This is a genomic window from Paenibacillus sp. CFBP 13594, from assembly GCF_014842675.1.
GTDB classification, from domain to species: Bacteria; Bacillota; Bacilli; order Paenibacillales; family Paenibacillaceae; genus Paenibacillus; species Paenibacillus amylolyticus_B.
In genome coordinates, this window is the sequence record NZ_JACYVQ010000004.1 from 369,813 (window position 1) to 381,662 (window position 11,850).

Annotated in this window: 9 protein-coding genes; 6 read left to right on the forward strand and 3 right to left on the reverse strand. The window is 46.3% G+C overall.

Annotated elements, in window-relative coordinates; genetic code table 11:
- The first annotated feature begins 122 nt into the window (after nt 1–122).
- Entirely contained in the window at nt 123–653 is a 531-nt protein-coding gene (locus IFU39_RS15390; protein ID WP_192133667.1) for a sigma-70 family RNA polymerase sigma factor, read from the forward strand.
- Nucleotides 643–1,785: a DUF4179 domain-containing protein gene (locus tag IFU39_RS15395; RefSeq protein WP_192133488.1), complete on the forward strand. Its 1,143-nt coding sequence runs from the start codon at nt 643–645 to the stop codon at nt 1,783–1,785. The genes IFU39_RS15390 and IFU39_RS15395 overlap by 11 nt, the downstream gene beginning before the upstream one ends.
- Before the next feature lie 135 nt (nt 1,786–1,920).
- Here the strand turns inward: IFU39_RS15395 and IFU39_RS15400 are convergent, their stop codons facing one another.
- A complete protein-coding gene (locus tag IFU39_RS15400) occupies nt 1,921–3,906 on the reverse strand; it encodes a beta-galactosidase (RefSeq protein ID WP_192133490.1) in 1,986 nt (661 codons plus the stop codon).
- Nucleotides 3,907–4,020: 114 nt separating this feature from the next.
- On the opposite strand from IFU39_RS15400, the gene IFU39_RS15405 reads away from it, so the two are divergent.
- From IFU39_RS15405 to IFU39_RS15420, 4 genes are all read left to right on the forward strand, one after another.
- Nucleotides 4,021–4,863 (forward strand): AraC family transcriptional regulator, encoded by an 843-nt coding sequence (locus IFU39_RS15405; protein WP_105599895.1) that lies wholly within the window; start codon nt 4,021–4,023, stop codon nt 4,861–4,863.
- A gap of 289 nt (nt 4,864–5,152) precedes the next feature.
- A complete protein-coding gene (locus IFU39_RS15410; RefSeq protein ID WP_091013596.1) occupies nt 5,153–6,196 on the forward strand; it encodes a pectate lyase family protein in 1,044 nt (347 codons plus the stop codon).
- A 300-nt stretch (nt 6,197–6,496) separates the two neighbouring features.
- The gene (locus IFU39_RS15415; protein WP_192133492.1) at nt 6,497–7,975 is read left to right on the forward strand and encodes a methyl-accepting chemotaxis protein; all 1,479 of its coding nucleotides are present in this window, start codon (nt 6,497–6,499) and stop codon (nt 7,973–7,975) included.
- A 192-nt stretch (nt 7,976–8,167) separates the two neighbouring features.
- A complete protein-coding gene (locus tag IFU39_RS15420; protein WP_192133494.1) occupies nt 8,168–9,391 on the forward strand; it encodes a GNAT family N-acetyltransferase in 1,224 nt (407 codons plus the stop codon).
- 116 nt (nt 9,392–9,507) lie between these two features.
- Here IFU39_RS15420 and IFU39_RS15425 read toward each other — a convergent pair whose 3' ends face one another.
- Both IFU39_RS15425 and IFU39_RS15430 read right to left on the reverse strand, forming a co-directional pair.
- The gene (locus tag IFU39_RS15425; protein WP_105599888.1) at nt 9,508–9,873 is read right to left on the reverse strand and encodes a VOC family protein; all 366 of its coding nucleotides are present in this window, start codon (nt 9,871–9,873) and stop codon (nt 9,508–9,510) included.
- Nucleotides 9,874–10,037: 164 nt separating this feature from the next.
- On the reverse strand, nt 10,038–11,690 hold the full coding sequence (locus tag IFU39_RS15430; RefSeq protein WP_244660992.1) for an alkaline phosphatase: 1,653 nt from the start codon (nt 11,688–11,690) through the stop codon (nt 10,038–10,040).
- Nucleotides 11,691–11,850: the final 160 nt, after the last annotated feature.

Genomic DNA, 11,850 nt, shown 5'->3' on the forward strand with positions numbered 1-11,850 from the left:
CAAGCTCCCTCATGATGATGGCGGAGCTTTTTTTGATGAATAAAAACCGTTTGCTTCACTCACCCGTCTTATACCACAGAAAGAGAGAGAAGGAGGGATGCGGGGTGGAAACAAAAGCAGAGATGAACCAGAGGATCTATGTGCAGACCGAAGACGAGACGGCATTTGTGCAATCTATTAAGGAACATCAAGATACGCTCATTTCTATTGCCTATAGCTACCTGCGTAACCGGCAAGATGCGCTGGAAGCTGTGCAGGAGATGACATGCCGGGCTTGGATTAAACGTCGTACGCTGAACAATGAGAAGGCGTTCAAGTCGTGGATCATTCGGATTCTGATCTATGTCTGCATCGATGAACAGAGGCGCCGCAAGCGGGCAACACCTCTGGCGAAGGAGGATCTGGAGGACAGCATTCCGGCGTCTTGGATGATTAGCGTTGATGATAATCGAATAGCTATTGAATCTCTTTTGCAAAAGGTGAAACCAAAATATCGCCATGTGTTATTGCTGAAATATTATAACGACATGACACTGACGGATATTGCCTCGATCCTCGGCAAACCGGAAGGGACGATTAAGACCTGGCAGCACAAAGGACTCCAACAGTTGCGCAAGTTGATGAAGAACAGGAGGGATTGGCATGACCACTAACCCGGAGGAGAAAGCACTTCTTGCAGACGCATATCAGGTGAAAAGAGAGAACCAGCACTGGAATCCGGCGGACACGACTGCGGCAATTCAACGTGGTCTCGCAAAGGCTAGAACAAAACGATCAGGTAGGACCTTTCGTGTCAAATGGATCACGGCAGTGCTGGTCACGGTCTTGGCTGCAGGTTGGTTTCTTATAGGCCCACTTGGAAACTATGGGCAACAACCGGCAACATATACTGAGCCTGTAACCGATTGGGGAGTACTAGAGCCCTTTCGTGGCCTGCTAACTTCGGATATGGACCGTGCCACGATTACTTCAACGCTCAATAATGGTTATGTGCAACTCGTGGATCGGACGGTTACATCTGGAATATATCAGTTTACCGTGAATGCAGTTATGGCAGATGAGAACAGGATAACCGTATTGTATACCGCCAGAACGGATGCTTCGCAAGAGATTTATTCGATAGTCAATACCAAGATGACGGATGCAAGAACAGGTTATGTCCTTGATAACGGAAATATAGGAGGGGGGCATTTCTCGAATGATAAACATACCATTTATGGCCGGAATACAATTGAGCGAAGTCGAAATAAACCGCTGCCTGAGCAAGTGAATCTTCAGTTTCAGCTTTCTTCCGTTGTTCCAGATGTGGTGGAAAATTCAGAAAAAGGGGAAAAGGAACGGAAATATCAATTCTCCAAAAAAATGAATATTTCTTTTGCGCTGGATCCCAAATTCTCTATCCCCAAAACGGAAATCATCAACGTTAATCGGACTTTTGCTCTTGGAGGCTATGAGGTCTTATTGTCAGAGGTGGAGGTGTCTCCGCTGGTAACTCGGGTCAGATTTGAATATGCACCTGATCAAGAAAATGATTACAAACCGAAGTTATCGATCACCGAGGTCGTTAGACCTAGTGAGATCATTTCGACCTCCAGTAATGGGAAGCAGACCAAGTTATCCATGGTAGGTGGAAGCGGAACTGAAGATGGAATGATGTATTCTTTCAGCAGCAATCTGTTGGACAATCCGGAGTCATTGGTATTAAAACTTAGTGGCAAACCAGGTAAGGTCTATGATGATTTGCAGGAAGCCAAGAATGATGAGCTGGCAATAAAAATCAAATAAACAAACTAACTAACTAACTAACTGGCAGTACTTTTATTCGGATTAGGTGTACGTTAGTGAAAGCAGAGAAGGGATGTCCCTCAAGGTCGTAAGCCTTGTGAGACATCCCTTCTTAAATATGAAAAGCTGCTGATCTTACACAGTTAGAATATCTACTCCCAGAGCTGGAAGAGTCAACTTCTGATCCAATCTCTCGTTGGTCAACAAACTGCGATAAGGAACGTTCAGTGTAACCTCTCGTTGCTCATTCGTCAAATTGATCAGAAACAGGAAGTTTTGCTCCCCCTTCGTTCGAATCGACATCTCGACACCTTCCGGCAGCTGGATTTTGGGCGCCAATTCCTTTTCCTTCAATATGCCTTCAAACAACTGATAGAAATACGATGGCTCCGGCCAAGTGCCGACATAATACACTTCACCTTCACCAAGCTTATTGACAGTAACCGCTGGTACACCCTCGTAAAAGTCGTTGTCATACCAGGCGATCGGCTCTGCACCTCGCAGTTCCAGTAGATCACACCATTGCTTTACAGCGAATGTCTTGCCCTCCGCGTTTCGTATCCGATGCTCACTGTTGCCGATGGCATCATATTCACTTACGACAACACCTGCTGCTTCTGCCAGTAGCCCCGGCAGAGGCAGCATCTCACATACATTCCTCATGTTCTTCACACCAGTCCGATTGGTGAGGACAACCGTCCCCCCTTTAGCTGCGAATCGCTCCAGTCGCTGTGCTATTTCTTCACTTAACAGGAAGAGAGAAGGGACAATGACCAGCTTGTACCCGTCGAGCTCCTCGGTCCAGTTGATAACGTCTGTACCAACACCCATTCTCAGAAATGCATTATGCATAGAGGACAAGTTGTCTATATAGTGCATTCCTCCTTCCGCCTGCGGCTGAAGGGAAAGTGCCGTATGCTGATCATGCGAATGCAGAATTGCAACCTGGGTAACAATGGTTGAGTCGGCCAGCAGTTCTCCTAACTGGTTCACCTCGCGAGTAAGCTCGGCAAACTCTCTGAACCTGCGTCCAGGAACATTGCTGTGGTCGATCAGCCCATGCCAGAATTGTTCGGCTCCGACGGTTGCACTCCGCCAGCGGAAATGGACGACCATATCCGCACCGCGGGCGATTGTCTGCCAGGAGCGAGCTCGGATCAGTCCAGGATACGGGGTGCGCTGGATCGGCATCCAGGCTCCCTGTGCTCCGCTGAGCTGTTCCATTACCCAGAAATTCCGGCGTTTGATGCCGCGAACCAAGTCCAGCGTAAGCGCTCCGTTCCTCGGAAACCGATCGCCATAATCGCGATACAGCTCATTCGGATAATAATCAACAGAGACGAAGTCCAATTCGTTGTGCATATCATAATAGTCCAGGCTATTCGGATACTGCCACATGTTATGCGTCACGAATTGGTCTGGACAGTTACGGCGTAAAATCTCAAGCTGCCATCCCAGCAGATAGCCTACGCTGTCAGAACAAAATCGCTTGTACTCCAGAAGATAGGAAGGATTCATCGGTTTGCTGGCACCGAGTGGTGTTGTTACCTCAGCCCAGCTGCTGTACTCACCACTCCAGACGACCGTACCCCACTCCCGGTTCAACTCCTCCAGATTGGAATAACGCTTTTGCAGCCAAGCAACAAATGCGCGATTACATGTATCACAATGGCATTCCTGGTAGTGCATCTCGTTATCGATTTGCCAGCCAATAACGGCGGAATGCTTACCATAGCGCTGTGATATCGCTTCCACAAATTTGGAGCCCAGCATTCTCAAGGAAGGGCTGTTGTTGCAGCGATGTCCACGGACACCTGGCCGAATGATGTGGCGTTGTTCATCCATGGGCAGCACATCCGGATAACGGGTAGTCATCCAGTTTGGCGGGGTATTGGTGGGGGTGCATAACACAATTTCCATACCACGCGAAGCGAATACTTCTATAGCTGCATCCAGCCATTCAAACTGATAATTACCCTCAGTCGGTTCCATTCGGCTCCAGGCGAACTCTGCCATTCGCACAACAGCAACCCCCGTCTGTTGCATAAGTAGGGCATCTTTTTCCCATAACTCCGGGGTCCATTGCTCTGGATAATAATCAATTCCGATCTTAATTGTCATCCTGTGATCTCCTTCATTTATCAATATATTGCGATTATATGTTATATTAATTTGAGTGAATATCTTAAATAATTAATATGGTATAACAATATTAAGATCAGGAGAGTTAGACGTATGCCTCATCCCAATCGTAATTTTCCGGTGTTATCTGCCCGAGACAAGCTGCTCCCTTTTTATTTACTTGGCATTGGCCTGCATCATGAACAGGAGCATATCCGCCGAGACCAAGGCATTGAGGATTATCAGTGGATACAATGCCGCAGCGGTGTGGGTAAGCTCAAGCTCAGTGAAACGGAACATATCGTCAAGCCAGGTATGGGCATGCTGTTATTCCCTGGACAGAAGCACGAATACTATGCGCTATCCGACAGTTGGGAAGTCGACTGGATCATTTTCGATGGCAATGGGTCAGCAAATTTATTTGAAACCGTGGGCATTGTCCACACATGCGTATACACGCTTGCACAACCTGAATACCTTCTATCCCGAATGCGGGAGCTGCTGCAAGCTGCTTTAACACCACAAGAGCAGACATTAAGCAATTACGCCTGTTCCGCCATTCTCTATACCTTATTGACAGAGATTATTCAACGCGTATCTGTTGAGGGCAGCGATACGGTCGGGCAGCAGTATGAGCGATTAAAACCGGTTCTGGACTATATTGAACAACATTATGCTGAAGAGATTACTTTGCCAACGCTGGCTGGATTGATCTGTGTCACACCAGAATATTTCTGTCATTTGTTTAAGAAAACGACAGGTATTCGTCCCATCAGCTATGTTAATCAGGTAAGAGTCAACAAGAGCAAGGAATTGCTGCTTGATAATGTGCAGCGCGGGATGGAGGATATTGCTCGTCAAGTCGGTTTCGAATCGACCAGTTATTATGGAGCCATCTTCAAGAAGCTGGAACGAATTACACCTGGCTCCTTCCGCCGCAGCTATCAGAAGTCGTAACATATTATTATCCGCAAGCGATGTTTTTTTGTCAGAGGCTTTAGGAACTGATCCGAGTGCAGATCAGTTCCAAGTTGGATCACATAGTACTCGTTAATAGAGCCGCTAATTAGCGGCTCTATTTTGTGTGAACGAATGGCCTGGTTTTACGTTTTTTCACTATATCTGATCTGCTGTTGCATAAAAATGATAATTATTGTCTTTTTGCAATTTTCGTATTGTCACAGCCAAAGTTACACGATATAATCGAGTTGTATTTGAGGATAATATTATAAAGGATGGTGAAATTTTGAAGAAATTTTCGATGCTTTTACTTGCTGTAACTCTATTGTTGTTAACTGTCTCCACAGCCCCGTCTACATATGGTGCGGCTAGTTATCCAAACACAGGTACGAACGGGTTGACTGGTTTTGCAGGCAGTGCCAAGAATGAGAATGGTGTATCCAAGTCAGCTACGACAGGTGGCAAGAACGGTCAGGTGGTTTACGTTAGTAATCTCAATGATTTGAGAACACACATGGCGGGATCTACGGCCAAAATTGTCGTCGTTGAACAGAATATTTCCTCCTCTACGTTGCAAAAAGTTGAATTCGGAGCGAACAAGACCCTGGTAGGTTCCTTTGGCAAACATACATTAACGAATATTCATTTCAGATCCACAAGCAGTTCAAGCAATGTGATATTTCAGAATCTGACTTTTGAACACGCTTCCAATATTAATGCCAATGATGATATCCAGATGTATATCACTTCAGGCTCCAATTACTGGATTGATCATGTGACGTTTGCTGGTCACAGCTACAGCTCTGGCGGTAGTGATCTGGACAAGCTTCTGTATATTGGCGATCGCGCCGACTATATTACGATTAGCAATTCCAAATTTGCGAACCATAAGTATGGCGTCATCCTCGGTCATCCGAATGATGGTAACAGCAGTTACAATGGAGTACCTCATGTGACGATGTCCAATAATTACTTCGAAAATTTATATGTACGTGGTCCTGGGCTTTTAAGATATGGTTACTTCCATCTCAAAAACAACTATGCAAACAACTTTAATCAGGCCATCACAATTGGTGAAAAAGCACGGATTTATTCCGAAAACAACTACTTTGGTGCAGGTGCTGAAAAGGGCGGCATCTTGGATGACAAAGGAAAAGGTGAGTTTACGGATTCGGGCAGTACGCCGGCCCTGAATAGCCCGACTTCTCCTAAAACGAACTGGAGACCAAGCTCCAATTACAGTTATCAGGTAGAGAGTGCCAGCTACGCACGTGAGTTCGTCACCAAGTATGCAGGTTCCTCCAATACGACACTTGTATTTGGCAAGTAAGAGTTGCTGCACATCCTTTCACGACCCAAAAGGCCTGTCTTGTGCACCATAACGCATAAGACAGACCTTTTTTTTGTAAAATGATATGCTTACATATCATTTTACAATTCATATTAATTTTTAATTAACAATACCGATATACATAAAGTAGCGCTGATTTCATACTTGTGAAGTTAATATGTACTATGTTAAGGCGATGCGTATTTGCGATTTGCACATAAGCAGGACCAAAGACTACTAGATCTAGTACAGGAAGGCCCTACAACTCACATTTAACCTACTTAAAAGGACGGGGTATGCATGGATCGTATGGACGAAATTATTTGGAAAAGGAACAAATTAATCGGTATCATTTTGTGGATTATTATTGCCATTGGTATGGGTCTGGCCTTTACGATGCCGAAGTTACTTGTGTCCAATGGAGTAGCTCTGATCTTTGTAGTTTGGATTACATACGCTAATGCGAAAAAGAAACATATTCATCTCATTCCATGGCTGATTACCGTATTACTGACAATATGTGGAGTCTATGTCGGTTGGGGAACGGTCAATTTTGCGTTAAGTTTGGTCATAACCGCAGTTCTTTTGTTATTTCCTAACAAGAAATTTTTTGTGGTTGGATTTTCGGTATTACTAGTCAACAGTGTTCTTCAGTTATTTGTTATGAATACCGTTGACTCTGTTGAGCTAATAGGTAATATCGTTAATGTGGGACTATTCGCTCTCACGGGAGTCATTCTGATGCTGGTCTCCCAGCTGAATCAAAGGCTCTTCCATGAAAGTGAAGTACGCCAGAATGAGGTGGAGCATTCTAAGCAAAGAGTGGAAACCATGCTGGAGCGTGTGAAGGAATCGGTCGAAGGTTTATCACGTTATACGGATCAATTGAAGGAAAAAGTGAATGCGACCGGTTCTATCACCAATGAGGTGACACTCGGGTTCAGTGAGGTTGCAAAAGGTGTTGAGTTTCAGGCGACCAGTGTAGCCGAGATCTCGGAATCCTTATCTGTGTCGGATCAGCATATCAAGGACGTTGCTTCGTATTCCCAACAGATGAAAGAGTTGTCCGCAAGTATGGCAACGAGCACGCAAACAGGAAGCACACAGATGGACCAGCTGAACATCCAAATGCAAGATCTATATGAAACGATCAATACAACTGCAAATGACATGCGAAAGTTCAACGAGGAAAGTGAATCCATGACACTTATGCTGAACAGCATAGCGGATATTGCGAGTCAGACCAACCTGCTCGCACTCAATGCAGCCATTGAAGCCGCTCGTGCGGGTGAGCATGGACGCGGGTTTGCTGTTGTATCAGAGGAAGTTCGCAAGTTGGCAGAGAACTCGGGTCAGTCCGCAAGTGATATCGCAACCATTCTGTCTCGATTAAAAGGGCAGACGCAGGCACTGACGGATCGATTCGAACGCATTCGTCTTTCGTTACAACAAGGGAGAGATAGCGTGCATACGGCAGAGGAAGTATTTCGTACCATCAACAGCAACTCTCAGCATGTATTGAATCAAGCGACAGATATCGAGACTAGTTCGGCGACCATGAAGGAATCTTCCACCAGAGTTGTGAATGAGGTTTCCGAGATTTCGAGTGTGACTGAGCAATCCAGTGCAGCGACAGAAGAGATTCTGGCAAGCATGGAAGAACAACGCAACCTGACACAGAAGATGGTAGAGAGCTTTGGAGAACTGGAGCAACTGATTGTAGACCTGAATGAATTGGTCTCGGATCATCAAGCTTCTTCCGTTGTGAACAAACTTTAATATTACTAATATTAATAGTTGAGAGCCTGTCGGTGCGTATTTAGCGTACTGGACGGGCCTTTTTTATCTGCAAAACAGCTTGATGCCGACATTTTTTTCCTATACAGTGTGTTGTGTAGAGTATGAATAGAGTAGAACTAACCATGTAAATGGTAGTTAAAAGAAGATGTTACCTCATGGGGGAGTAAAAGGTTGAAGAATAAAGGAATGAAAGACAGCTCGGCCTATGATGACCGTACATATGAAGTTAGGAATGATAATCACGCTGAACGCGTGCGTCTTTATGATCAGCATTCGTTCGAAGGCATGGACTGGCCCGATACAGAGGACGGCAGATATGCCAGAGCTTATCTGGAGCCTATGATGCTGGACGGGACCCAAAGCTTTATGTCCAACGTGGAAACGACATTGTTGCTCGCCCGGATTGATGATCTCGTTATTCCGCTGACGGTGAATGATACAGAGTATGATAATGCTTACGTTTGTTCGCCATATACGCATTACGTGAGTTACGCCAAACAGGAATTGAGCATGTTGCAGAAGCCCATGTTGGAAAAAGGACTTTCTGTGCTGCTCAGTCTAATCGGTTGGGGAATGAAGCAATCGCAGATCAACAAAGTGGTGCATGTGAACAACTGGCTGTTGTCCACCAATCTCTATCCAGCCATGTCCGGTGAACAGGCAGAATGTTTGCTTACAGCGGTACAAGAGCGATACCCAGAGCATGTCATTGTGTTTCGTTCCTTGTGTCCGGGACTTCATCCCGATCTGACGGCGAGACTAACAGAAGCGGGGTGTCGACTGATTCCGAGCCGACAAATCTATCTGTACCAAGCGCATGATCCGAATTTTGGCAACTCGAAATCGCGCTGGCTGTTGAAGCGGGATTACGAATTATTGGCCAAGCACGACTACGAATTCGTTTCCGAGTCAGATATGACGGATGCAGATATTCCGCGAATTGTGGAATTGTACAAGCTGTTGTACCTTGAAAAATACTCCTATCACAATCCGCAATTTACCGAGCGTTTCATTGCTGCTGCGATGGCATCAGGAACACTCAGACTCTATGGACTGCGAAAGGAGGGGCGCCTGGACGCGGTGATGGGTTATTTCTGCCGAAATGGAATCATGACAACGCCGCTGTTTGGTTACGATACGGCGGTGCCCCAGTCTGTAGGACTATACCGCATGTTATCGGCATGCCTGATCGGACAGGCTCGAGAGAACGGCCATCTGTTACATGAGAGCGCCGGGGCTGCACAGTTCAAGCGCAATCGCGGTGCTGTGGCGGATTTTGAATATTCCGCTGTGTATGAGCGCCAGCTTCCATGGGGCAGACGCTGGTGCTGGCTGCTGCTTGATCGGTTGCTGAATCGCATAGGTGTTCCGCTGATGCGCAGCATGAAGCTGTAAACAGACATAATAACGTTTTACGCTGCCCTAGGAGGGGGTGTGCATACAGGTTTGACTGCACACATGCACAAACAACTGGTTATCGTGATACGCACACTCATTTCACAATCGCCTAATTAAACATGCTCTGCGAGTTGTACCTCGAAGCCGTCTGGATCTGTAATGTATATAAAACGCAGGTGCGGATTGGGCTGGATGGGGCCGCGTACAATTGGAATATTCAGCTCTGCTAGTCGTTCCATGGCTTCATCCAGCGAGTTCACCTCATAACCGATCGACACGCCGGCCTCTGGTTTAAGAATGGATTCACTGCCCTCAATTAGTTCCAGCTTGGCTTCGTTCTCCATGCCCAGCATGGCAATCTGCCGTCCGCGGCTTTCGAATCTGCGCTGAATCGGAAGTCCAAGTATGTCGTGGTAGAACCCGAGTGAAGCTTCCAAATTACTGACCCTCAGCGTGATCCAGTTTAATTTGATCAACATGGGTGAATCTCTCCTTTTTCTTGCATGATATGTATTTTTGTTATGTTCATTATACGATAGGCGCTAGCAGGAGCCTACTCCTTATCAGTAAACAATAAAATAGCTGCCGAAATATTCGGCAGCCAAATGGTGTAATCTCCTATAGTTCCAGCAGTTCTAGCGAATTATTGAATCAGATCAATGGCCGTCTGTGGTACAAATGCATCTACACCGTTATAAACAATGACACCCTCCAAAGTTGTCTTTTTGCCGTTTACCAGTGCAATGTTTTTGTAGATTTGCAGTTCCAGCTTGGTGTTGCCTTTGGTAACGAGGATCTTCGGATTTTTGGCATCCGTCAGGTCCAGTTTGTACGTCGCGCCTTTGGTCGTAAATGCCTGTTTGGCAGGTACAAACAATTGTTTGCTCACGCTGTCGAGATCCAGATCCAGTACTCGTGCCATATATTTGGCGACATCCGTGTTATCAATCACACCGAATGGACGGTCATTGTTCGGAGCATACGTGTACAACACGACATCTCCACCTGTATGACCACCGGTTGTCCAGCCAATCCCTGCACGTTTGCTGATCATTGGACCGATTGCATAGTTAAGACTGCCTGGCTCGGCCGCTTTAATTGTGGCAATCTCTTCGGAAGTCAGATCGGTAATACCATAGTACTGTTTCATCACTGCTTTGATGTTTGTCCGCTTCGCATTCAACTTCGCTTCAACGCCCTCGCCTGTTAGCTTAGCCTTTTTCAAAGGTCCGATAAATGTGGACAACGGCTCTTTGTCATAAGTGCCGGAAGTTGCGTTGTTACCAATGGTGAGTCCACCATTGCCGTGGTCCGTAACAGCCACAACGGCAGTCTCTCCATCGGCTTTGGCAAAATCCATGGCTACCTTTACGGCATCGTCAAAAGCCAGCACGTCACTGATAATACCAATCGGATCATTGGCGTGAGCTGCCCAGTCCACTTTACTGCCTTCGACCATCAGGAAAAAGCCGTCTTTGTCTTTGGACAGAACTTCAATGGCTTTGGATGTCATCTCGGCAAGGCTTGGCTGCTTCGCAGGATCACGGTCCATATGATAAGCCATGCCTGCGGGTGCAAACATACCCCAAAGCTTGTTCGAATCGGATGCTTTCATTGCAGCGGGTGTAGTGACGTAATCGTAACCCAGTGCCTTGATGGACGAAATCAGATTATCGCCGTCTTTACGTCCGGCTGGCTCAAGATATTTGCTACCTCCGCCCAACACAACATCCATGCCATTGAAGACTTGTTGTTTGCTGAGTGCATCGTAGTTTTTACGGTCTGGATAGTGAGAGGAGAAGTCCGCTGGTGTGGCGTGCATAATCTCGGATGTGGCGATAATGCCGGTTGCTTTACCCGCCAGTTTGGATGCTTCCAACACGGAAGCAACCGGTTTTCTTTCGTCTCCAGTCGCAATAGCCTTTTGTCCAGGCATCGTAGCTTTGTCCGGCAGTACACCAACAAATCCGGTATGAGATTTATAACCTGTTGCAAAAGCAGTTCCGGCAGGAGCTGAGTCTGCAATCGGCGCATCGGCGGAGTGAGTCCGAACCATGCCGCTTGCCATGGAATCCAGTGTCAGGGACGAGCCCTTATACCAACGAGCCAGAGCGGTAGCATCGTTAGCCATACCGTCAGGAATCAGAATAATTACATTTTTAATCGGTGATGCAGATGTTGTTGAGGTGGTGTCTTCCACAGCCCACGCTGCACTGCTTCCTCCGAGTGTAGCCGTAACAATTGTTGTCACCGCGAGCATCATTTTGGCTGCACGGACATTAAACCGGTTTAACATGAATGCATCCTCCTAGAATATATGTATAGTTTGGTATCTCAAACCAAGTGTATACAACAATTGCTAAACTAACGTATGAAATGGGTTAACTATATGTAAAATTTACGATTAGTTAAGGATGCTAGAATTCCGGTGAACTGGACAAAATGAGGACCACTCT

Excerpts from the sequence above, each read along its gene's own strand:
- IFU39_RS15390 (WP_192133667.1), top strand. The coding sequence starts at position 123 with ATGAACCAGAGGATCTATGTGCAGACCGAAGACGAGACGGCATTTGTG.
- IFU39_RS15415 (WP_192133492.1), top strand. The coding sequence starts at position 6,497 with ATGGATCGTATGGACGAAATTATTTGGAAAAGGAACAAATTAATCGGT.
- IFU39_RS15425 (WP_105599888.1), bottom strand. The coding sequence starts at position 9,873 with ATGTTGATCAAATTAAACTGGATCACGCTGAGGGTCAGTAATTTGGAA.
- IFU39_RS15400 (WP_192133490.1), bottom strand. The coding sequence starts at position 3,906 with ATGACAATTAAGATCGGAATTGATTATTATCCAGAGCAATGGACCCCG.
- IFU39_RS15430 (WP_244660992.1), bottom strand. The coding sequence starts at position 11,690 with ATGTTAAACCGGTTTAATGTCCGTGCAGCCAAAATGATGCTCGCGGTG.
- IFU39_RS15405 (WP_105599895.1), top strand. The coding sequence starts at position 4,021 with ATGCCTCATCCCAATCGTAATTTTCCGGTGTTATCTGCCCGAGACAAG.
- IFU39_RS15395 (WP_192133488.1), top strand. The coding sequence starts at position 643 with ATGACCACTAACCCGGAGGAGAAAGCACTTCTTGCAGACGCATATCAG.